Source organism: Paenibacillus tuaregi (genome assembly GCF_900086655.1).
Lineage (GTDB): Bacteria > Bacillota > Bacilli > Paenibacillales > Paenibacillaceae > Fontibacillus > Fontibacillus tuaregi.
The window spans coordinates 3,570,451-3,592,900 of sequence record NZ_LT575476.1; the positions used below are offsets into that span (position 1 = coordinate 3,570,451).

Sequence of the window (22,450 nt, forward strand, 5' to 3'; positions counted from 1 at the left end):
GCCTAAGCCTTTAAAATCGCTTTCAGAACGACATCTCTGCCGGCCTGTACCGGTCCGAGGCTGTCCTCTAGTGTATCTGTCAGCTCATCAGCGTTTGTTACTATAACTGGTGTAACTACAGGGTAACCGGCTTCCTTGATCTTTTCGATGTCGAATTCGATCAGGGTCTGTCCTGCTTTTACCGCATCGCCTGTCTGTATATGACTTATAAAACCTTCTCCCTTGAGAGAGACGGTATTGACGCCGATGTGAAATAAAAACTGCAATCCTGAGGAATGCTCCATCATCACCGCATGTTTAGACTTGATGACATGTGCGATTGTTCCATCGAACGGAGCGATCAGCTTGCCCTCGGTAGGTTCAATAGCAATCCCTTTCCCCATATGTCCTCCAGCAAATGCTTCGTCCGGTACAGATTCCAGAGTAACGGCCGTTCCTGTCACTGGTGCTAAAATCTCCAAAACTTGCTGTTCAGTATGTTTCTTTCTCCATTTTGAAAACATATTGCGTCCCCTACCTTCATGTATTTATGTTTAGTTAGTAGTCCGGTACAATCGGTACAAATGCATAGCAATATAACAGATCTCTTCTTCTGGTACTTTCTTGCCGAGCTCATCTTCCATCACTTTCCCCAGACGCTTTGCCATTGCATATTCTTCCCTGTACTCGAGGCGGATATGATTGACAAACGGATTATCCACCTTGGTATTTAGCAGGATACGTTCAAGCGAATAACGCAGATGAAGCATCAGGCGAACATGGCTCATGCTGCCCTGTTGAAAAGTAATCTTCTTCTCCTGCTGAATGATCTCTAGCAGCTGATTGACGATATTGGAAGCCTTCACAAGCTGACCGACAGGCACATTGCTCACAGCAGAGTACACGTGATAAGTCAGAAACCCCACTTCATCCTCAGGCACATGAATATTAAAAGCTTCACTAATCATTCCCGCCGCCTTGGAAGCGATTTCAAACTCTTTAGGGAAGCACAACTTCGTTTCCTGCAGAAACGGGTTAATAATGTCCATTCCGTTGCGAAGACGGTACACGGTGAACTGAATATGGCTTGGCAGAGCCAAGTATATTTTGTCATTGAGCTTTCCTGGAAGACTTGTGGAGATATAATTAATGATCTCATCCGTGATATGCACCACTTTGGGGTCAAAGTCCTCCATCAAGCTTTCATATTGGCTCCATTGTTCCCTGTCCTCAAGTTTAAAGCGCTTCTCAATCCGGGGATCATCTGCTTCAATAGTCCCTGTGCCCTTTACTGCGAATCCGATACCTTTTCCCAAGAGAACGTATTCTTTGCCGTTTTTCCCTCCTTGAGCCATAACGACATTGTTACCGATTACACGTTGAACTTGGAGAAGTTCCGGTTCTTTCATGATCTTGAAACCCTCCTTATTACGAAAAATCAAAAAGAGCCAAGGAAAGAGGACCATATAAAATAAGGTTTACTTTCCTTGGCTCATGCCCGTTACGGTAACACGCCATTTAAGTGTTTTTCTTTTATGAGCTAATCATAAATCAATCGCTCATATCCGTCAACAGAAAAATGTAAGCGTTCATCATTTTCACGGTTCTTATTGCCTATATTCCGCAATATACCAGGGTCTACAGGAATAAAAATACCGTTAGTTCAACTGCCACAGCGCAGGAACATTGCTAGGTTCCCAGCCCTGAAGTGAAGTGTGTGGTTGAAGCGCTTTGTACGTTTTACCGTTGTAAGTTACCAGTTGACCTGCTGTATAGGCTGTGTACGGAGCCCACTCCTTGATGGCAGAGCCTGAATCGCTTGTCTTCACCTTAAGCGCATTGCTCGCTGTAGATACATTACCCGCGGCATCTTTCGCTTTAACAGCAAAAGTATATTCCGTGTTCGCCGCAAGACCACTGATCATTGCACTTGGTGAAGTTACAGTTGCCGCGAGTGTGCTGCCGTTGTAAACATCGTATCCTACCACACCCACGTTATCTGTGGATGCTGTCCAGCTCAGGCTCACACTGTTAGCTGTAACGGAAGTGGAGGCCAGATTGCTTGGAGTCGTAGGAGCTGTTGTGTCGCCTGGTGTATTTGTGTTGTCCGTAGTCACACTTACGGCCGCGCTTGCAGCGGACACATTGCCTGCGGCATCTTTGGCTTTTACCGTGAAGGAATATGCCGTATTAGCCTTGAGGCCGATGATTGTGGCCGTAGTGCCAGTTACACTTGCGGCAAGGGTAGAACCGTTGTATACATCATAACCAGTTACCCCTACATTATCCGTCGAAGCGGACCAGGAGAGAGTAACAGAACTTGCTGTCTTGGCTGTGGATTTCAGCCCGGTTGGAGCCGTTGGAGCTTGGGTGTCGCCAGGGCTCACAGGACCGCCGAGATCTGCGCGCAGTTTGGCTTGAAGTGTCTTGTTACGGTCACTGCTCAGCTCCCAGAACATGCCGCCGCCAAGTCCTTTGGACTTGATATAAGCCGTCTTGTAACCGATGGATTCCACATCGTCATAAGAAATAAACCGCTTGTTGGACGGATTGTAGAGATAAGGAACCTTGGCTGTATCGTTCCAGTACCTGGTGTATCCGTTTTTGTTGATATAATTGGCTTCCAAGTCATTGAAATCAAATACGCCATTCTCCCAAGTTCCAGCTTGCGAAGCGCCGCTCGCAGTCTGATACTGGCCATTGTTCGCAGAACCTACACTATCCCAGCCGCGGCCGTAGAAAGGAAGTCCAAGAACGATCTTGCTCGCTGGCACGCCAGCGTTCAGATGACCTTTAACGGCAGCATCCACGTTGAAGGTGTCAGCATTGGGCACACCTGCCGCTTGGGCAGCCGAATCATAGTACAGCGGTGCATTGTGGGCGGATACCTTCACCCATCCACCGTTGAGGTCATACGTCATAATGTTGATCCAGTCAACAATAGCGCCAATTTTGCCAAGCTCCGTGTTATTGGAAAAATTAGGGCCTGCACCGGACGCGATCGTCAGATAGTAATGCTTGCCGTCCTTGGCTCCTGCAGCATCCAGCTTATTGCGGATTTCCTGCAGCAGAAGAGTGTAGTTTGTCTTGTCCGCAGGACTTACGCTGTTGCCAGCAAGTCCGTCGCCCACCGGATATTCCCAGTCTAGATCCACACCGTCGAACCCGAATTTGTGAATGAAATCAACGGCCGATTTGGCGAACGTCTCACGGGTAGATTGACTTGCAGCCACATCCGAAAAGCGGTTGGACCAAGACCAGCCGCCAACCGAAATGATCGTTTTCAAATTAGGATTCTTCTTCTTAAGGACGTTCAGCTGATTGATATTACCAGCGATAGGCTGATCCCAGGTGTCTCCGGCAAAGTTCTTCTGGGTATCGATCCAGGGATCGCCAAGAACAATCGTGCCGTTAGGAACATTGATCGTCTGCCCTTTCTCGTCCTGTGTCGGCCAAGTAGTCGGGTTTGGCCCCGTCGGATCTGGGTTTCCGTGACGTCCGTTCCAGGCGATATCGGCAAAGGCGTAATTGATGAAATCCACCTTGGAGGCATCGATATCCGTTACATTAAAGTTCCGTCCATAGGCTCCCCATGATGGATAATACCCAACGACTTTATAACCACCGGCCGCTTCCGCCCTTTGCGGGCCTGCCGACAATACAGGCATTACGAGGGCAGCCGTCAAAGCAAGAATAGCTAAAAAGCGGCCCGTTTTAGCGCCTTTGGTTTTAATTTTTGACATCAAAATCCTCCTTGTAAACTATAAAATGAATGGACGAATGAACTTCATAGAGCAAAAAATGCGCACAAAAAGAAGCCACTATCAAGCCAACCTAGAGTTTGAACAGTGATTAATACGGTTAAAGGCGTCCGGGTGAACTGTTCTTTAAGATCGCTGCTGTTCACCGATTTCTTGATCTAAACATCTCAATACGGTAGGATCCTGTTCCCATAGGCGAACGCAACGTCTTAAAAGAATCATCTCACCCTTTTGCCTCTTCCCCTGATCTTTCTTTGGTTCAACTAATATAGCTTGTACTACCCGTCTTTTCTCTCGTTATTAACTCACCTTTCATTAGAAAATAGCTGCCTCATCACGGCAGCGGTTTAAACCTGTTCACAGCACGGGCAACTTGTGCCTGTCCCGGTATCTGCCTCCTTTCATATCCACTATGAATGCGTTTACATTCTACCTTAGCCACTATTAAGGCAGAAAAAAAGCTACGAACGTTAAAAGGACTTTCATCACTTCAACTTGGTAGCTTTTACATCTTCATTTAAACATAATTGACCCGTCTAAAAAAGGATAAATTTCTATTTTTAGCGCCATAATCTATGAGTTTTTAGTCAAATTTATCCCTAAATATTTAGCGAATATATAAAATAATAACTATTCAGTGGGGCATTTCGGAGACCAAGGCGGACGCTCCGCTTCTTCAGAATCCCTCGTCCTCTCCGCTGAGATCGGTTAATTCTAAAGCTCATTTTATATAGGTGTTTCATTTTAGTTTATCCGGTATCTTAATCCCCAGAAATTGACTATCAGTCTGGATTAGCATATACCCTTTCTCAAACAAAACAGGGCCATAATTGCGTGAGTCAGTCTCCACAGTAAACACCCCTGCACCGCTGCCCAGTTCAAACGCCCGGAATTTCCCATCCATCTGCCCCACATATACTCCGTTCCCGAAGATACTGATCTGGGCAGCAGGATTGTCAATATTGTATGTCACCGCACTTTTGTCTTTAATATGGATCGACTTTAATAACAGATAAGGCAGACTTGATCTGGCTTCATAAAAAATCCGGTCACTGTAGCTGCCCGGCAAAGGCTGTACAATGTCTTGAAATTGCCCGGCAAACATTTCTTTCGGCTGATCCCCGGCCCCGGTGTATTGGGAAAGCGCATAAATCACAGTCTGGCCGTTGTGGCTCGCATACAGTAAATCCCCCTCTATAACAGCCTCTGCCGTATAACCGCGCATCCCCGACAACGGTCTTGGTGACCAGTTATACAGATAATTGTTCTTGATCTCCCCACTTTTAACATTAAGCGCCGTCAGCTTTAGTTCAGCTTCAGGTTCGGCAAACGGACCCGGTTCACATACGGCATAGGCCGCATCATCCCGAATCAGAATAGGTACTTTAACTCCGCTTCGCTCCCAGAGCTTGACACCCGTACTGGCATCAAATGCTTTTAACGTACCCGCAGATCCGGTAATCCCCCCTGTATATGAACGGAATACGACACCCTCCTGCACGGCAAGTTCCATTCCTCCATCCGCAGCGAACGTGTCGTGATTCTCCCATCTGAGCTGGCCTGTGTGAATATTAAAAGCAAAAATATCAATTCCTCTAAGAACGTAAAGCGTATCACCTGCCGGCACCAGCTTGCCCGCTTTGGTGACCGTTCTTGCCGATTCCCATAGTTTCTTTCCTTTTGAATTTACCGCAAATATAGTCCCGTCCTCAGAGCTGCCGTACAAGCTCCCCTGGCTGTAAACAATTTTGGGATTCAAATCCGTTCCATAGCTCCACCGTAACTGTCCGTCAGCCGCATCCAAGGCCTTGAGCACACCCTGCTGAACGATATAGAACTGACCATCTCCTGCTGCGGCCCGGGATTCCCGCAGTTCCTTATTCTCCGGAATAGGCGAAGCTGCGGGAATGCTCCATAATGGACGGAGGCTTCCCTTCTCCGAGGGCTTAGTCCAATGATTCATAGACAGGCCGGACGCTTCCGCAGCAGCGTGAGAATATGAAGTAAACCCGCTGACAGTCACGCTCAGTCCAAGAACGGCTGCGGCCAGAAATATCTTTTTAACGGAAATACCCAATGGGTTCACTCCTTTTCTTCATTTTCAGTAAGATTGATTTCTTTTTCATTCACATTGGAATGATCTGGGGCTATTTCAGCAATACTATGCAAAATTCTTACTAAATAGGCGGTCAGCATGTCAAAAATATGGTCGATCTACGAACAGGACATCCGTAATATTACAACCAATTGGGCTTCAGCAGTAATTATTCTGGGACTTGTGCTGCTCCCATCGCTGTATGCCTGGTTCAACATCGAAGCCTCATGGGACCCTTACAGCTCCACGCAAGGGGTTCAGATTGCCGTAACCACACTGGACCAGGGGGCCGTCATCCAAGGCAAACACCTCAATCTGGGCGATGAAATCAAAAAGTCACTTCAAGAAAACACCAACATAGGCTGGGTATTTGTCCCCCATGATGAAGCCCAAAAGGGGCTTAGACACGGGGATTACTATGCCGCCCTTGAAATTCCGGCTGACTTCTCCACACACATCGCCAGTGTCCTGACTCCCGCACCGGTCAAGGCTGAAATTCTGTACAGTGTTAACGAGAAGATCAATGCCGTCGCGCCTAAGATCACCTCCAAGGGGGCAAGCTCCGTTACAGAGGAAGTGAACCGCAACTTTGTAAAAACCGCAAACGGCACCATCTTCAAAATTTTTAATGAAATTGGTGTGGAGTTGGAAAAAGAGCTGCCTTTAATGAACAAAATGAAAGGGCTGATCTTCCAGCTTGTCTCCATGTTCCCGGAAATTAACCAGGCGGCAGATACTGCGGTTCGGGATTTGGCAGAAGGCCAGAAAATCGTTGCTCAAGTGCAGCAAAAAATCCCTGATGCGGTACGGCTTGCGGGTCAAGGTGTTGACTTCGCATCCAGCCTCATACACTTCCTTGACCAGACCGGCTCTGCACTGGATCAAGCCGCCCCTCAAATTAAGAATGCGCTTGTTCAGACCAGAGACAGCCTCGGAGCAGCCAGCAGGATTGCTGCTGACCTTAAAGGCCTGAAGCCTGAAGAGCTAAGCGCGGAGCTGCCGAAGCTTGAGATAGCCTCGCAGGATCTCGCGAAGGCGAGAGATGCTGCCGGGACCTTCCTTTCCCTGATAGACAGGCTAAGCCAGCTGAATCCAGGCGGCCCGCTCAGCCGCGTTGCCGATCATATGCGGGGCATTTCGGACAGCGTACAGTCCCTGGGAACGAAGCTGGGCCAGCTCAAGCAGGCGGTACAAAATGGCAGTGCGAATGCCGACGATCTCGTTAATTCTTTTATTCAAACATCCAACCGGCTCTCCGGGGACCTGGACCAGCTCGTCAGCAGCTATGACAGCGAAATTGTACCAGCCATCAGCGGAGCTGTAGGCCGGGCGAAGGAAACTGCAGCAACCAGCCGTTCCCTGCTGACCGATGCCCAGAACTCGCTCCCTAAGGTACAGAAAATTTTGACGGATGCGTCCAAGGGGCTTGCTGTCGGCACAAGAAATGCGGAGCTGGTCAGAGGCCAGCTTCCGTCAGCGGAAGCAAGCATCAAGAAGATCAGCGAGCGGATCAAAGCGTTTGAGAAAGACGGGAGGCTGGAAGATCTGATCCGGCTGCTCCAGTTGAATTACCAGAAGGAGAGCGAATTTTTTGCAGAACCGGTCGTTTTGACTGAGCACAAGCTGTTCCCGATTCCTAATTACGGCTCAGCAATGTCCCCTTTCTTCACAACCCTTTCATTATGGGTGGGAGGGCTGCTTCTTGTCTCGATGCTAACTGTGGAAGTCCACTCTCCTTCTGAATTCCAAAGTTATCAAGTTTATCTGGGACGTTTTCTTACCTTCGGCACTCTGGCTCTGCTGCAGTCTGTCTTTGTGTCTACGGGGGATCTCTTCATTCTCGGGACTTATGCCAAAGAAAAGCTTGCCTTTGTCCTGTTCAGCCTGCTGCTCAGCCTAGTCTTTATGCTGATGATTTACACCCTGGTCTCCGTCTTCGGCAATGTGGGCAAGGCGATGGCCATCGTACTCTTGGTGCTCCAGCTTGCAGGGTCGGGTGGAACCTTTCCCATCCAGGTAACCCCTCTCTTTTTCCAAAAAATATATCCCTTCCTCCCATTCACTTACGGAATCGGACTGCTAAGAGAGGCCGTCGGCGGCATGGTGCCTGATCTGGTGATAAGGGATATCCTTATCCTCCTCATCTATGCCATGCTGGCCTTATTACTTGGGCTCGGCTTAAAGCAGCAAATCAACCGCCTCGCCGCTCCACTGGTAAGCAAAGCCAAAAAAAGCGGGATTATTCACTAATGTTATACAAAAAAGAGTCCGCCAAGATTCAGGTGGACTCTTTTTGTATATTCATATGATCTCCAGCGTAAGTGAATGCCGGGGTCTCTTGGTGCTTGGTAAATTTAGAGTCTCGGATTAGTATCCGTATAATTATTATAACGGGACGCGTTCAAGGAACGGTTCGTCCGGAATGTATCATAGACCGTACGGCCACGGTCATCCTCGTCCACTAGGACAAGAATTTTGCCGTTATCCACATAGTCTCCATATTCCTTCGCCTCATCCTCAGGAATACCCAGACCAATTAAACCGCCGACAAGACCGCCCGCACCAGCGCCCACTGCCGCGCCAGTCAATGTTGCCGCAATCGGCCCAGCCGCTAGGATCGGGCCAACACCCGGAACCGCGAGCAGTCCTAATCCGGCTAGCAGTCCGGCTACACCGCCAACCACACCGCCCGTAGCCGCTCCGGTGGCTACACCTTCAGGTGCTTTAGAGCCTGTCTCCTCACTGATTGCTGTCTGGTCATCCCGGTTCTTGGTTACTACTGAAATTTCATCCGAACGGAACCCCTGAGCTTGAAGGGATTCAATTGCGGCAGTTGCTTCACGATCGGTATCAAATACACCAACAATTTTTTTAGCCATCTTAACTGCCTCCTTTGATTTGATCGTTCCCCCATCATTACCCGGCTCAGGCAGCAATCAACCAGGTCAACCTCTTATTTGTGCCCACCTTGAGGACGGACCCGCCGGGTCGCCGTCGCTTCAAATGGATTGTCCGGCCAGTAATGCTTAGGATAGCGGCCTTTCAAATCTTTCTTCACGTCAAAATAAGTACTCTCCCAAAAGCTTCGCAAATCTGATGTCACCTGCACCGGTCTGGAAGCCGGAGAGAGGATGTGCATAGTAACCGCTGCCCGCCCATAGGCCAGAAGTGGCGTGTCCATCAGGCCGAACAGCTCCTGAAGACGGACGGATACATATGGCGCCTGCGGACCCTCATACTGGACTGGAATCCGTGATCCGCTTGGAACTGTAATGTGCGTAGGAGCTTCCCTATCCAGCTCCTGCCTCTGCTCCCAGTTCAGCAGGCTCTCAAGCACTGCATGTAAATTCAGCCTCTGCAGATCAGATTTCCTCCGGAAGCCAGCGATGTACGGGGCAAGCCACTCATGAACTTCCCGCTCAAGTGCCGTGTCAGAGACATCAGGCCAGTCACCACGCCCATGCTCCTTCATAAACCGGATTCTAGCCTGCAGCTGGCGCGATTTCGAATTCCATGGAAGCAGGGCAATTCCCCCGTCCTTAATGGCATCCAATAACGCATGCTGAATCTGTTCCTCTGTAGGCTGAACGTTGGAGTTCTCCCTGACGATTATCGCTCCAAGCTTAAGCTGACTCTTCGCACGTACAGAGCCGGTTGAGTCATCCCACCTGATCTCAAGGTGCTTTGTCATCTCTTCCTTGTAATACTCATTCAGCTGCTCCTCTGTCAGGGGAGCGGCCAGCTGAACCGCAGTCTCCGGCCCATCATCATCCACCTCGGCGGCAACCAAATATTGCTCCCGGAATACGGATTTATCGCCAGCAACAGCTGCTCCTCTCCCGCTGCGGAGCAGATACCTGCCATCAGTGCGGCGCTGTGCAATCCTGTCGGGATAGGCAAAAGACAGCATCAGCCCGCATAGCTCATCGACTGCTTCCACAGCCACTTCGTCTTCGCCTTCATGGCCCGGAAGCCGGGACGCCCACTGACGGGCACGGGTCAACAGCCGCTGGACATCCTGCGGCCCGGCTCCGCGAAGATCCCCGCTTCCGCTTGGAGCTCCCTTCCTCGCGGCTTCCCGAACCAGCACCTCCAGACGCGGCCTCAGATCCGCGTCCAGGCCTTGCTGGCTTCGCGGAAATATGTCCCGCTCCTCCAGCAGGGCCGCCAGATAACAGGCCAGCCTGCCATAGCCGATTCCGGCGGAGATCAGCAGCATGTGGGCAAGCCTGGGATGAAGGCCCAAAGCCGCCATTTGCCGCCCGTGCGCAGTAATAACACCGGCTTCCTCCAGGGCTGACAGCTGTTCAAGCAGCTGTCGGGCGTAATTAAAGGCCGCCTCACCAGGCTCGTCAAGCCAGCTCAGCTCTGCAGGCTCCTTCACGCCCCATACCGCAAGCTCCAGGGCCACACTGCTGAGATCCGCCTCCAGAATTTCCGGCGCCGTCTTCCCGGCCAGCTGTTTGTCCTCCGGCTCCGTCCACAGCCGGTAGCACACTCCGGGAGCTGTCCGGCCTGCCCGGCCTCGCCGCTGGTCAGCCGAATCCCTGGCGGCTCTCACCGTCACCAACCGTCCCATCCCGGTGCGTGCCGAGAACTGCTCCGTTCTCCGGAGGCCGCTGTCGATCACGACACGAACCCCCTCCACCGTCAAGCTGGACTCCGCAATTGACGTGGCAAGTACGACCTTCCTCCTCCCAGACTTCGGTGCTTGGATCGCCTCGGCCTGAAGCTGCTGCGGCATGCCCCCATACAGCGGCACAAGGTCGACATCCCCAGGAATCCTGCCGCTGAGTGCCGCCTGGACACGACGAATCTCCCGGATGCCGGGAAGAAAGGCAAGGATGCTCCCTTCCTCCTTAGCCAAGGCGGTACGGATGGTGTCTGCCATCAGCACCTCAACACCCTCCCGCGTGGGTGAGCTGAGATAAACGGTTTCCACCGGGAAGCTTCTTCCTTGGCTGCGGATAACAGGAGCTTCATGGAGCAGCTTCGCCACCGGCTCTGCCGAGAGGGTCGCCGACATCACCAGAATACGCAGATCCTCCCTTAGAATCCCCTGACTTTGTAGGGTCAGAGCCAACCCCAGGTCCGCGTGAAGGCTGCGTTCATGAAACTCATCAAAAATAACCAGCCCAATCCCAGTCAACGCCTGGTCCGCCTGCAGCATACGGGTCAGAATGCCTTCCGTCACGACAGTAATTCGTGTTCGCTGACTCACCCGGCTGTCCAACCTGATCCGGTAACCTACCGTCTCGCCTACCTGCTCGCCTAGCTGCCGGGCCATATACGCCGCCGCTGATCTCGCGGCCAGCCTGCGGGGCTCCAGCATGATGATTCCCTGCCCTTTAAGCCAAGGCTCATCCAGCAGCGCAAGCGGCACCCGGGTTGTCTTCCCTGCACCCGGCTCAGCCACCAGCACGGCTGAATTGTTACCTGCAAGCGCGGCTTGCAGCCCGGGGATGACCTCATCTATCGGTAACTTCACTTTCGATCACTTCTCCTTGATATTCCGTAGGCTTGTACAACCAACATAAGTTCAATTAATCATAAAGGGAGCTTATCCCAACTGTCAAAATGAACAGTAAAAAGACCGCTGCGGTTATACCAACATCAGCGGCCCTAGGATAACTATGTTACTTCATACGTTCGGTTAATGCAGGCTCATACTGCCTGTACGCCGGATTATCGGACATACCCCGTTCGGCAATCATCATCCTCAGCCGCACGGTCTTCTCATTCAGCTTCCGGTACAACTGCTGCCTTTCCTGTGGATCTTCACATGCCTGCAGCAGATCTTCAAGATGGAGGCATTCACCTCTCAGAGTCAATTCCTCGGGGACATACCCCGCATTCTTCATCACCTTATAGGCGATCCGAAGATCCTCGGGGATATGTGACAAGTCTTCAACGTGCAAAGGTTGTCCTTGTCCAGGGAGATCATCCAGCTCTCCCTTGTCGATCGCCTCTGTTATTCTCTGTTCCGCCAGCCAGGAGAACATGAAACCTCACAGCTCCTCTCTTCATAAAAGGTTACAGTAATGATTCTGCTCCATCAATTACGATTCTTGCACCTGTGATATGCTTGGATTCCGATGAGGCAAGGAAAGCTACCAGATCGGCCACATCCTCGGGCTGCCCCGGTCCGTCAGCCAGCGGCTGGCTGCCTTCCGGATATTCCACAGGGATGACGATCTCCTTCAATTCATCACTTGCTTCCGTAGTCTGGTCAATATTCGTTGCAATGGCACCCGGACAGATCACATTTACCCGGATCTTGAATTTGGCAAGTTCAAGCGCAGCCATCTTCGCGAAACCCACCTGCCCCGCCTTTGTGGTGCTGTATGCCGACATGCCAAACCCGGCAAAGCGGTCGCTTCCATTAATGGAGCTCGTAATTATGATGCTGCCTTCCCCTTTTTCCTTCAGGTAAGGGACCGTGTATTTCACCGTCAAAAAAGTGCCGTTCAGGTTAATGCGCAGCGTCCGCTCCCAATCCTCGAATCCCATTTCTTCGATGGGAGCAAGCACCCCGTTGATCCCGGCATTGGCAAATACGATATCAATTCCTCCAAAGTAGGAGGCAGCCTCATTTACAGCTTTCTCCATCCGCTGCGGATCGGAGACATCCACGTCAAAGGAGCGCGATACACCTCGAAAGATCTGGTTAATCTCATGTTCGGTCGACCGGGTGCGGTCGTTTTGCAAGTCGAATAGTGCGACCTTGGCCCCTTCTTGAGCCAGCCGGATTGCCGTAGCTTTTCCAATTCCGGAACCCGCTCCTGTTACTATAGCCGTTTTTCCTTGAAAACGTTGTCGATTGTTCTGATTATGGGGCATTATTTCTGCACTCCTTCTATCTATATTTTGGGGTTTAGTAAATGGACTTAGTTAGCATCCAGCTTCTGTCACAAGATTACCCAAAAACGATAGGGATTAAATCAACAATCCACTAATTTCTAGAAATAAAAAAAAACAGCACCCATCTGAATAGGTGCTGCTGCTTATGCAATCCAAGATATATCCAGCCAGGAGGCATCGTCCTCCAAAGGCAGCTTGGCTTGTATCCGGCGGTAAATATCCGACAGGGTCTCACAGTGGTCAAGCCGTTTCAACCCATCGCTGTAGACCATAAGCCTGTACTCCCGGTTATCCCCAGCGAGCGGCTGCTGGTGGAAGTGGGGTCCACCCCCGATGGTCCCTCTTTTGGCGGACCACCTCTCCCCGGTGAGGAAACGGGCAGGGTCCATCACAAGCTCTCTGCCGGATAACCAGCACCTGAGCCGACTGTCCCCCTGCCAGGCCAGCCAGACCTTTCCTTCAGACTTTCCCGCTTCAGGCAGTTCGATTCGTCCGCAGAGGTACATCGTCTCCGCCCCTCGCCGCCTTTTCTCTTCAAGAACCTCTCTCAGTAAGGCTGGCATATCGGCCGGAAGCTTGAGCCGGTCCGTCTCTTCAGCGGCATCGGGCACCATTTGCGTAAGAACTTGGTCAAAAGCATGCCTGGACAGCTCCTGTGTACCCCCCAGCCACTCGAACAACCGGCTTCCCAAGTACTTGGCGGCAAAGTCCCCCCGGTAAGACAGGGAGACCCCGTCACATAAGACAAACCAGCAGACGTTCCCTCTAACGCCGACAGCCAGATAATCCTGGCTGTTCTCACCCGATTCCCAGCTCTCATCAGATGGGCTGAACGAGTATCGGCAGTTGAACCTTGGTGTTTCCACAGCAGCTGGAGGACATGGCTTAGCCTGATTGCATGTCCATACAAAATTGGCGGTATCCGTTTGGGCATTTTTTTTCATCAAAATCTATCCTTACCGGACAGGCGTTGCTGCGGACATTTGGAATCCAACAGATACCAGCTCTGCGCAGTTCCCCGGCAGAAGCATTAGAGCCCCTGGGGCAAGCTGATAATCCGCCTCAGTCAGCATTTCTCGGTAACTCTCCGGCAGCACCGATGACATCTCCCGCAGCTTCAGACCTGCCCCTTCCTTAAGCCGGGTGTCCCTGCCTATTCCTTTCCATCTTCGTGGCTCCTGAATAGGCTCTTCCAACACATGGTCCGAGATGAATATATTCTCCACCAGCACATTCCCGTCCTCGACGCCCATACTCATAATCCGTTTCACAATCGGCTCAGGATCATCACCGGTGGTCACTCCATCCGTCATATGACAGATCAGAGGAGCTGGGCAGCCCTGCATATCAGGCAGCTCAGCCTTAAGGATTTTCTCAGCCTGGGCAAAAGCTTTCGCCGAATCTGAGAATCTCTTCGGGGAAAGCTCCGGCAGTTTGCCGAGCAGCGCTACTTCATCAATGCCCTTCACCCCGCCAAGCAGGTCGTAAACTTCATCACTATAGGCTAGAATCGCTATGCGGTATCTGGGAGTAAGCCGGTTGCCTTTGGTCGAACGGAACACCATCTGTCTAACAGCAAGAGACAACGCCTCATATACAATATCAATCCGGCGGCGGCCTTCCATTAACAGGTTCATGGATGCGCTGATGTCAATCAGGTAAATGATCAAGGCAGGGGTTCGCTGTGAAGCCTGAACCGTATACTTCATACTACATATATCTCCTTTAGTCGTTCCAAGTTAGGACTTAAATATCGGGGATTCCCGCACTGCTCTTCGCCAGATACTTCTTAAGCCCGGATGCCCGTTTGGCAAGCTTGGCGTTCTTACCAAAGTAGGCGGAATCGTTATTATAAATATCGAAGAACTGCCAGGCATAAGCCCGGGCCAGTTCGTCTTTGCCACCCTTCCAAGCATTATAAGCCTGATTGAACGAAGCATTCAGCTTCACCGACTGCTGGTCCCTCTTGGCCTGCAGGGCTTGGGCCTTCTTCGCGTTCTCGCGTTTCTGCTGCTCCAGCTTAGCTTTACGGGCGGCCTCTGTTTTAGCCTGCGCGGCTGCCTCTGCTTTGGCCTGTGCGGCTTCTTTGGCCAGCCGCTCATCCCTGTCCTTCTTCCAAATCAAATATTTCTCATACTGCAGCTGGCGGTCGAATTTCTCCTGCTGTGCTTTTTGGGCCGCAGCCTGCTGGGCCTTTTGTTTAGCCGCCTCTTCCTGCTTTTTCTTCTCCTGGGCTTTACGTTCTTCCTCCAGCTTGGCAGCCTTTGCGGCAGCTTCCGCCCTGGCAGCCTCGGCGATCTTCTCTGCATCCGCATTCGGCTTAGCCACCTGGTCCCCGGAAGGCTTAGCGGCCGGAGCGGCCGGTACAGGGCGTTTCACCGACTGCTCCGCCTGATTCGTGACGCCATCCCCTGTGCCTGAACCTGCCCAGGGACGAGTAACCACAATTCCGGCCAGAATCAACAGCAGAGCTGCACCCGCCGCATACGCATAATACCAACGGCGGTTCTTGGGCGTGCTGACAGGTACGGCAGCTTCTTGCTGCTTGGGGGAAGCGGGTTCCTGAGCAGCCGCAATCTGGCTTAGAGCAGCCGTAAGCTCTATATGTACTTCCTCACTTGCGGAAGAATCCGCTAAAGCCTGTTGATAGCCCTGCCGGGCAAGCACCGTATTCCCGTTCATCTCCTGATTTCTTGACCATTCAATCAATTCAGGGAGCGTCAGATCATCGGGAACCTCTGATGGCCTATGATCAAGGACCAGCGGCTGCTCCTCATAAGCCGGGGGCCCGGCTTGCTCAGCCAGTATTGGCGTCTCGTCCAACTCTTGCGGGGTCATTCCCGAAATGACAACAAGCCATTCACCGAAGGTTGGGCAGCTCCGTACATCATCACTCTGCCATGCCCGTGTGAACAGTTCTGCAGCCCCTTTCCCCCAACGGCTCTCCAAGCTCTCGGTCATCAGCGTATACCGTTCGCTTGGGGTCTGCATCTCATCCGGGTCAAAATAACTTTCCCCCCAGGCATTCGAGACAATCTGCGGATCAGACCAGCTCAGCATCTCGGCCAGAATGATCGCACCTGCGAACCGGTCGGCATAGGCATGCCAGGGTCCTCCTGTACTGCGGTGAACCGGAAGCCCGGAAGCATAACCCGGCGAGCCGGCAAAGTAAATATCGGGAGGATCGAGCCTGGCGCTGTACAGCTGTTCCACATCAACCAGCTCCACGGCGGACCCTTCCTCTTGATCGCTCCCCCTTCGCAGCCTTGGAAGGAGCACGTTCGGGGATGACAAGTCACAGTGGGCAAGACCCTTCTGCTCCATACCTGAGCCTACCGCGGCAAGACCTTTGGCCAGCTCCCAGCTTTCCTTAGCGGTGAGCAGGTCCCCATGAGCCAGCACATCCATCCATGTAGACCCGTTCACCCATGGCATAAGAACCGCATACAACATATCCGGGTACTGTGCAATCAGCTCCCCGTTCCTCTCAGGCGTAATCACCTCGCGCCGGCACACCTTGAGCCCGGGAAGGGTGCTGAAGACTTCCATCTTCTCTGATTGGTACACCAAGGCTGGATTGCGATACTTAGGATAGAATATTTTAAGCGCCTTGGCCCCCTGGATATCCCCTGATTCGGGCATAAGTTTATAGACCGTACCCTGCCTTCCGGCTTGGGCGTATGCCATGCCGGGGGCTGCAGGATGCTGATCGACCACGTATTTTATTTGATTAATAACGATTGCATCCCCCGGGTTAGGCTGAAACGACATTAATACTCCCTCTTTCTTCCGTATAAATTATAATAAATTGTTCTTAATTATGGCTTTGATCGATGGAACGAAACTTTTGCGAAATAGCAATAAGCTCCTCACTGATGGAGTCCAGAATTTGCACGAACGATTTCATCTGCTTGTCCGCTTCCTGAAACTCCTTGATAAAGCGCTGCTTGGTTACACCTTCCCATTCATGCTCCATTCCCTGCACCGCATTCGCGAGATTAGACACAATCTGCCTGCTCTCCTCACTGCTCATCTTAAATTGCTTGGCGATTTGCTCCACATGTTCGGGGCTAATTGTGATACGTCCTGCCATGTGTGTTCCTCCTTGCTATTTAAAGAAATTTATTGTTGATCTGAGCTCCGGTTATCCTCGATTAAGTTGCTGGAGTTCAGCTTACCCAACAGCTTGTCCAAATGTCTGATGCTTGTCTGTCTCTTTCCGCCTGGAACAACTCTAATTCTGCGCAGCTTCAAGGGCCCGGGAACTGCCGCCGCCGGATTCAGAAACTTCCAGGCATGAGGGTTATTCACCGCGGCCTGCAAAAGCTCCTGCTCCTCCCGGTCCATAGAACCTGGGCTGTTGCCTGATAAGCCTGGATGCGGCAGGGACGAATTGCTTGAATTCCCTTTATGTCCGGCTGAATGACCTGCCGAGGACGGATGAACCTCCCATCTCTGACCTGCGGGCGAACTCTGATGTTTCTCATTGCGGACAGCCTGCACGGCAGACTCCGGGTTGGATATCACACCCTGCATCTCATAGTTTCCGGGAAGAATGACATTTCTTACAGCAAAAAGTCCGGCGAACATCGCTGCAGCACTACCTACAGCCGCTATCTGAGCCCCATTCTGCAGCGTGCCTGGTTCATTCTCCAGGCTCTGGAATGCGTCAGCCTTCGTCTCTACAAACTGGCCAATCCGGTAAAGCTCGGCATGAACCTGCTCGGATATACGATGGGCATGCTGCCATTGCTCTGAAACGGTTCCGAGAGTTCCACTCTCCTGATTGAGGGGATACAGCAATTGATTCAGGCTCGCGGCCATCTGGCGCAGCTGTTCAGCGGATTGGTACAAGTTTTTGCTAAGCGTCCGCATTTGCTCGGGTTCCATTCTTATACGCATCATAATCACCTTTCCTCTGTTTCAGAAGGTCGTTCAAACCACATCAGCAGCATATTTTGGAACTGCTCTCTAGTTGTCGGCGTAGCGATCAACCAGTCCTCATCATCTTTAGTACTCATACGAATGAGCCAGTTCATGGATTCATTCACCACAAACGCTGCGCCCTGAGTCTCCCAATCGGTACCACTCCATACAGACAGCTGGAGCTCCCCGTCGGATATTCTTGTCTTGAGACACTTGGCAAGCGCCCACGCTCCTTCCTGGTCATCCGTGGACTCCGCCAGCTCCGAGCTGATTTCTTCAACGCTCAAGTGCTCGCTGTTCTCATATAGCTCGTTGAACTGCTTCCGGGATAACAGAAGGGCTGGCATGTTCTCTGGAGACCCGATATTCCACCGCATCCGGTTAACCAGATCATCGCTGGCCTGTCTGACATTTCCGATCTCCACAAGCTGATATTCCCGCGCGGCATCAGAAAGTTTGCGCACCTCCACAACCTTCTCATCGGTCACATGAAGGTATCCCTCAAAGCTGTCATCCTCGTTCGTGTACCTAACCCAGCAAGCGCGCTCGGCGAGCCCTGCTATGGCCACCTGGGAGAATACTTGGGGAGACATTTCCAATTCCACCCCGTTATTTACCTGAGTCAGGTACCCTTTGCTTAATAGCGAATTTTTCGCACTCTCCCACTCCTCGGCAATTTCCTCCGACAGATAACCACGGAAAGGATCATCGATGCCAAGCAGCCTGTCTGAGCCCAGAATTCCCGCAAGGAAAAACAGCTCTTTGGTCTCTAGTGTAATTACAGCTTTCTGTGAGGCATTTGCCGTCACCATCTATCCCACCTCCTCTCCGACTAACACTTTCCATCTTTCGCTTATTGCCTTGATCCAGTCAGCTCTAGTCCAGACACTGTCAAATGGCAGGGCTGCTTTGAACTTCTCATATTTCCTTCTCACATAATACCCTTGGCCTGGAGGCAGGACCGGCAGCTCACCTGGAACAGCCTGAGCCTCGGCAATTGGAATGCGGAAGAAGGATAAATCATTGGCATCCCTGCTGCCAAGCAGGAACCCGCTCTGACAGTTTTTGATTTCGCTGAACCAGTCGGCCCCGAAAGTCGGGAAATCCGAAAGTACACCTGAGAGAATAATATGCACACCCAGCTCCCTGGATTTCCGGACCAGACTGGTCAGCTTGTCCTTCAGGGCGAAGTCCTGCATCTGGCGTGCCAGCACATCCGCATCATCGATGAACAGCACTTTTCTAGCTGGTGAATTTAATTCGGAAGAATCCGGGGCTGCATTGGACTCCCCGCTGTCCAGCAATTCATCCACAATGGCTGCGAGTCCCTTGTCCCCACTTGCACAGCCTTTAACATGAGGCACCTGCGAGAGCCCGCTGATCTCCCGGCTGGAATGACGGCCATCGACAGCATATATAGCAATTTCCTCCGGTGTGTGACTCCACGCAAGCGATAAAATCCACGAGATCAGGAAGGTGGTTTTGCCGGCTTCCATCGGAGCCCCGACAATATAGTGGGGACCTGAGTCCAAATCCACTGCAAGCGGGCTCAAATCCTCCACCCGGATTCCAAGAGAAGCCTGGGTATTCCTCCCGCCTTGTTCTAATAAGCCGTGCAGGGCAATCCATGCCGGCAGCTCGCGGATCGGCTGTGGACGCTTCCCGCTCCAACTGCTGTCGAGCTCAGCAATCTGCTGCTTCAGCTGCTCGTTAACCTCCGACTCTGTGCCTCCCGGCGCAGGGAGAGAGCACTGGAATTCAATGATCCTGCCGTCCAATTTAAAATGCCCTCTGCCCGGAGGCTGAGCGGACTCCAATCCGGCTCCAGCAATCCGGAGCCCCATATAAGGATAATCATGCGGATCTGCAATTTGGAAAGCCGCGGTCCGGGAGATGCTGCTTCTGAACTTCTCAGGAATATCTCCAAGCCGGTTTGCACTAACAAGGAAACTCAACCCCAGGGCCGGCCCTTCCCGCAGAAGAACATCAAGCTGCTCATTCTGAGCGGGGAACGAAAGCTTGAACATATAGTAACCGTCAATCACCGTAACAACTTCAGGGAGCGGTTGATGGACAAGCCTGCGGTATTCAGCCGCCGTCTTCACACCGGCTTCCATAAGCAGCTGTCTGCGCTCGTTGGACTCCTTGGCCAAATAACGGAACAGTCTCGCCATCCGGTCCTGGTCTTCAGGAGTGATTACATTGCCGATGTGTGGAAGATTGCCATACTCCCGCATCGTTCTTCCCATATCCACAATATAACCGGACCATTTCTCAGGGGTGTAACGTCTGGCGAGGGACATCAGGAAAGTCTGAATGAATGTCGTCTTGCCTGAACCTGGCATTCCATAAATCAGAAGATGACCTTCGCTTACAGCAAGACGTGCTGCAATCTGCTGCTGCTCGGCAACATCATCGGCCAAGCCAACAACCGCAGTAAGGGGCTGGTCCCCAGACTCTTCCCCGGAATCAACCAAAGGCCCAATCATCTCGGGAAGCGGCTCAAGCCATGGTCCTTTCAGCCTTTGAATTCCCAGCTGGTCGGCGGTTTGCCGGACATAATCGATAATGGCCTGAAGCTGCTTCGGCGCGGGATTTGCATTTGCCTCCCGGGTTGTCTGGCTTCCGATAGGAAGCTTTTCCCCATTTAAAGCCACTTTGGATATTTGTGTCTGCTTCGGCGCGCCTGATCCCTCATACGGCGCACCCGCCCACGCGAACTGCAGCTGTTCAAACACCTCTCCGCTTCCCACTTGAAAGTAACCGCGACCCGCAGTATGAATCCAGGCTGCATCCGGCAGCTTGATCATATCCCGGCTGTCACTCTCGTCCTGCACCCGGAGACAAATGCGAAACCTCGCATTGCTCCATATTTTGTCATCCACCACACCAGACGGCTTCTGTGTTGCAAGAATCAGATGAAGCCCCAAGGTTCTTCCAATCGCGGCTATACTGATCAGCTCATCCATAAAATCAGGATGATCACGCTTAAGCTCGGCAAATTCATCAATGACAACGATAAGATGCGGGAGCGGCTCCTCTCTCTTCAGTTGGTAATATTCATCAATATGTTGAAGATTCCCCGCGTCCTTCAAAATCATCTGCCGGCGGACGAGCTCCGCACGCAGTGAAATTTTCGCTCTATGAATCAACCGCTTATCCAGATTTGTCAAAGTGCCGACCACATGGGGGAAAGCCTCCAAGCTGTTGGACATTCCCCCGCCTTTGTAGTCAATCAGCAGGAAATTAATATCATGCGGATGATAATTCATCGCAGCCGCACTGACTAGGGACTGGAGCAGCTCGCTCTTGCCCGAACCGGTCATCCCAGCAATCAGACCATGGGGTCCATGGCCCTGACGCTCAATTTTGTCATGAAGTTGAAGCTGCATAACCTTCCCACCCGCTCTGACTCCGAGCGGCAAAGGAAGCAGCTGGGGAAAGCGGTGACGCTCCCAGACATCTGCAAGTTGATGTCCATCGGTCTCATGCACACCCAGGAGCTCCAAGAGCGTAACCGTTGAAGGAATTTCACCTGCCGCGGATTTTTTGAGCTCAATGGGAGCCATCGTTCTCGCAAGGGTGTCTGCTTGCTGTACAGACAAACGGTCGACTATCATCCGCCGGTTCATCACCGTACCATCCGGATTGCGGTACAAATACTCCGCTTCAGCCCCGTCACACTCGATAATCAGTCTGCACTGTCTAGGGAGATTCTCGGTAGAATCCGCCATAATTATGGTGCATGCCTGCAGGGATTCATCTTGATCAAGCAGCAGCGGGTAAAGTGCTTCATCCTCAACAAGACGGCTATCTGTAATTACCGTTACATACCATGGACCCGCGTCCTGCAGCGTTTTGACCGGCTGATCTTGTCTTATACGCGGCTGGATCAAATGGTACAGCTTCTCAGCCAGCTCGTGGGCTTGCAGCCGGTTTCCCGCCAGAAATCTCCGCTTTTTGCCCTCATTCCATACATGGGGAAAGAAGCGCAGCCAGCTCCACTCCTGAAGCAAGCCTTCGTTAATAAATGCTGCAAGCTTGACCTCGTCCGGGGAATGACTGATGGCAATCTGGGCAACAACAGCCCGGATCAGGTTGCTGGTATCCTCCGGTTCCCCGACAATACCGATTACCTTTGCTTCCGGCAGCGGCAGGGTAACAGGGCAATCCGGGATTACGCTAAAGCCCCTGGCGAGCTGCCCGGCAAGATGAGTTAAGGGGTCTTCGGTAAAGCCGTCCTTCTGGGGCGGTTGAATATCTACTTTAAAAGGCACGTCCCCTGTGCCTGCTCTCACTTCAAGGAAGTCCGAATCTCTAGGAGACCTCTCCCACAGAGACGGTGATCTTTCGGACGCAACGAGGATCGCGGATTCCGGATGATTATGGACCTCGAGCATAACCTGTCTTTGTTCATCGGCAAGCGCTTCAAGCTCAAGCTTTATTTTATCGAGACGTCTTCTATACTTGGCTTCTCTTTCGCCTGCGCTCAGGGCGTACCTTCGAAGCTGTGACCGGTGCACCAGAAAGGGCACCGCGAACAAGGAGCCAGCCAGCAGGATGCCGAGGATTTCGGATATGACCATCATCCCGCTGATTTCTGACCTTGAGAAATTAATATATATTATGAATGAAAGTACGGCTGCAGCAATGACCGAAGGCCCTACAAAAAGCAGTGGTGACATTACTGGCCTTGCAGGGAGATCCGGTGGCTTTACAATTTCGTACCGGGCGGCTTCAAGCGATTTTTTTATTCTGGGTGATCTTTGATAGAGCGTGCTCATGACACTCCTCCTGGCTGCATTTTACATTTGTATAGCAGGATTCA

General features: G+C 51.9%; 17 protein-coding genes. 2 read left to right on the forward strand and 15 right to left on the reverse strand.

The genetic code is table 11. From position 1 onward, the window contains the following. Window positions 1-2: 2 nt before the first annotated feature. Together BN6628_RS15915 and BN6628_RS15920 are read right to left on the reverse strand one after the other, a co-directional pair. Window positions 3-503 (reverse strand): PTS sugar transporter subunit IIA, encoded by a 501-nt coding sequence (locus tag BN6628_RS15915; protein WP_068619089.1) that lies wholly within the window; start codon window positions 501-503, stop codon window positions 3-5. Between the two features lie 30 nt (window positions 504-533). Further along, window positions 534-1,388, reverse strand: a complete 855-nt coding sequence (locus BN6628_RS15920; RefSeq protein WP_068619091.1) for a BglG family transcription antiterminator — start codon at window positions 1,386-1,388, stop codon at window positions 534-536. Between the two features lie 185 nt (window positions 1,389-1,573). Between BN6628_RS15920 and BN6628_RS26960 the strand changes: the two genes are divergently transcribed. After that, window positions 1,574-1,672 (forward strand): hypothetical protein, encoded by a 99-nt coding sequence (locus BN6628_RS26960; RefSeq protein ID WP_392397666.1) that lies wholly within the window; start codon window positions 1,574-1,576, stop codon window positions 1,670-1,672. Here the strand turns inward: BN6628_RS26960 and BN6628_RS15925 are convergent. Further along, window positions 1,638-3,722 (reverse strand): glycosyl hydrolase family 18 protein, encoded by a 2,085-nt coding sequence (locus tag BN6628_RS15925; protein ID WP_068619093.1) that lies wholly within the window; start codon window positions 3,720-3,722, stop codon window positions 1,638-1,640. The genes BN6628_RS26960 and BN6628_RS15925 overlap by 35 nt on opposite strands. Before the next feature lie 757 nt (window positions 3,723-4,479). Continuing rightward, window positions 4,480-5,817 carry an outer membrane protein assembly factor BamB family protein gene (locus BN6628_RS15930; RefSeq protein WP_068619094.1) on the reverse strand — a complete coding sequence of 446 codons (1,338 nt, stop codon included), beginning with the start codon at window positions 5,815-5,817 and terminating at the stop codon, window positions 4,480-4,482. 117 nt (window positions 5,818-5,934) lie between these two features. Between BN6628_RS15930 and BN6628_RS15935 the strand changes: the two genes are divergently transcribed. Beyond that, window positions 5,935-8,085, forward strand: coding sequence for a YhgE/Pip domain-containing protein (locus BN6628_RS15935; protein WP_068619096.1), 2,151 nt, complete (start codon window positions 5,935-5,937; stop codon window positions 8,083-8,085). 104 nt (window positions 8,086-8,189) lie between these two features. Here the strand turns inward: BN6628_RS15935 and BN6628_RS15940 are convergent, their stop codons facing one another. The 11 genes from BN6628_RS15940 to essC form a co-directional block, all read right to left on the reverse strand. After that, the gene (locus tag BN6628_RS15940; RefSeq protein WP_068622361.1) at window positions 8,190-8,714 is read right to left on the reverse strand and encodes a general stress protein; all 525 of its coding nucleotides are present in this window, start codon (window positions 8,712-8,714) and stop codon (window positions 8,190-8,192) included. 74 nt (window positions 8,715-8,788) lie between these two features. After that, complete coding sequence (hrpB, locus tag BN6628_RS15945; RefSeq protein WP_068619098.1) at window positions 8,789-11,323, reverse strand: ATP-dependent helicase HrpB; 2,535 nt, start codon at window positions 11,321-11,323, stop codon at window positions 8,789-8,791. 148 nt (window positions 11,324-11,471) lie between these two features. Then, window positions 11,472-11,837, reverse strand: a complete 366-nt coding sequence (locus BN6628_RS15950; RefSeq protein ID WP_068619100.1) for a DnaJ family domain-containing protein — start codon at window positions 11,835-11,837, stop codon at window positions 11,472-11,474. Between the two features lie 31 nt (window positions 11,838-11,868). Then, window positions 11,869-12,675 (reverse strand): SDR family oxidoreductase, encoded by an 807-nt coding sequence (locus BN6628_RS15955; protein WP_068619103.1) that lies wholly within the window; start codon window positions 12,673-12,675, stop codon window positions 11,869-11,871. 164 nt (window positions 12,676-12,839) lie between these two features. After that, window positions 12,840-13,640 (reverse strand): hypothetical protein, encoded by an 801-nt coding sequence (locus BN6628_RS15960; protein WP_068619104.1) that lies wholly within the window; start codon window positions 13,638-13,640, stop codon window positions 12,840-12,842. 12 nt (window positions 13,641-13,652) lie between these two features. Beyond that, window positions 13,653-14,405 carry a vWA domain-containing protein gene (locus tag BN6628_RS15965; RefSeq protein WP_068619105.1) on the reverse strand — a complete coding sequence of 251 codons (753 nt, stop codon included), beginning with the start codon at window positions 14,403-14,405 and terminating at the stop codon, window positions 13,653-13,655. A 37-nt stretch (window positions 14,406-14,442) separates the two neighbouring features. After that, a complete protein-coding gene (locus tag BN6628_RS15970; protein WP_068619107.1) occupies window positions 14,443-16,467 on the reverse strand; it encodes a protein kinase family protein in 2,025 nt (674 codons plus the stop codon). 43 nt (window positions 16,468-16,510) lie between these two features. After that, a complete protein-coding gene (locus BN6628_RS15975; RefSeq protein WP_068619109.1) occupies window positions 16,511-16,789 on the reverse strand; it encodes a WXG100 family type VII secretion target in 279 nt (92 codons plus the stop codon). 29 nt (window positions 16,790-16,818) lie between these two features. Then, complete coding sequence (locus BN6628_RS15980; protein ID WP_068619111.1) at window positions 16,819-17,601, reverse strand: WXG100 family type VII secretion target; 783 nt, start codon at window positions 17,599-17,601, stop codon at window positions 16,819-16,821. Between the two features lie 2 nt (window positions 17,602-17,603). Further along, window positions 17,604-18,434 carry a hypothetical protein gene (locus BN6628_RS15985; protein WP_068619113.1) on the reverse strand — a complete coding sequence of 277 codons (831 nt, stop codon included), beginning with the start codon at window positions 18,432-18,434 and terminating at the stop codon, window positions 17,604-17,606. Further along, window positions 18,435-22,406, reverse strand: a complete 3,972-nt coding sequence (gene essC, locus BN6628_RS15990) for a type VII secretion protein EssC (RefSeq protein ID WP_068619115.1) — start codon at window positions 22,404-22,406, stop codon at window positions 18,435-18,437. It abuts the gene before it with no gap. Window positions 22,407-22,450 lie beyond the last annotated feature (44 nt).

What these genes read in the sequence shown, in the direction of transcription:
- BN6628_RS15920 (WP_068619091.1), bottom strand. Translation starts at nt 1,388, where the DNA reads ATGAAAGAACCGGAACTTCTCCAAGTTCAACGTGTAATCGGTAACAAT.
- BN6628_RS15955 (WP_068619103.1), bottom strand. Translation starts at nt 12,675, where the DNA reads ATGCCCCATAATCAGAACAATCGACAACGTTTTCAAGGAAAAACGGCT.
- BN6628_RS15925 (WP_068619093.1), bottom strand. Translation starts at nt 3,722, where the DNA reads ATGTCAAAAATTAAAACCAAAGGCGCTAAAACGGGCCGCTTTTTAGCT.
- BN6628_RS15950 (WP_068619100.1), bottom strand. Translation starts at nt 11,837, where the DNA reads ATGTTCTCCTGGCTGGCGGAACAGAGAATAACAGAGGCGATCGACAAG.
- BN6628_RS15915 (WP_068619089.1), bottom strand. Translation starts at nt 503, where the DNA reads ATGTTTTCAAAATGGAGAAAGAAACATACTGAACAGCAAGTTTTGGAG.
- BN6628_RS15960 (WP_068619104.1), bottom strand. Translation starts at nt 13,640, where the DNA reads ATGAAAAAAAATGCCCAAACGGATACCGCCAATTTTGTATGGACATGC.
- BN6628_RS15965 (WP_068619105.1), bottom strand. Translation starts at nt 14,405, where the DNA reads ATGAAGTATACGGTTCAGGCTTCACAGCGAACCCCTGCCTTGATCATT.
- essC (WP_068619115.1), bottom strand. Translation starts at nt 22,406, where the DNA reads ATGAGCACGCTCTATCAAAGATCACCCAGAATAAAAAAATCGCTTGAA.
- BN6628_RS15940 (WP_068622361.1), bottom strand. Translation starts at nt 8,714, where the DNA reads ATGGCTAAAAAAATTGTTGGTGTATTTGATACCGATCGTGAAGCAACT.
- BN6628_RS15985 (WP_068619113.1), bottom strand. Translation starts at nt 18,434, where the DNA reads ATGGTGACGGCAAATGCCTCACAGAAAGCTGTAATTACACTAGAGACC.
- BN6628_RS15975 (WP_068619109.1), bottom strand. Translation starts at nt 16,789, where the DNA reads ATGGCAGGACGTATCACAATTAGCCCCGAACATGTGGAGCAAATCGCC.
- BN6628_RS15980 (WP_068619111.1), bottom strand. Translation starts at nt 17,601, where the DNA reads ATGATGCGTATAAGAATGGAACCCGAGCAAATGCGGACGCTTAGCAAA.
- BN6628_RS15970 (WP_068619107.1), bottom strand. Translation starts at nt 16,467, where the DNA reads ATGTCGTTTCAGCCTAACCCGGGGGATGCAATCGTTATTAATCAAATA.
- BN6628_RS15935 (WP_068619096.1), top strand. Translation starts at nt 5,935, where the DNA reads ATGTCAAAAATATGGTCGATCTACGAACAGGACATCCGTAATATTACA.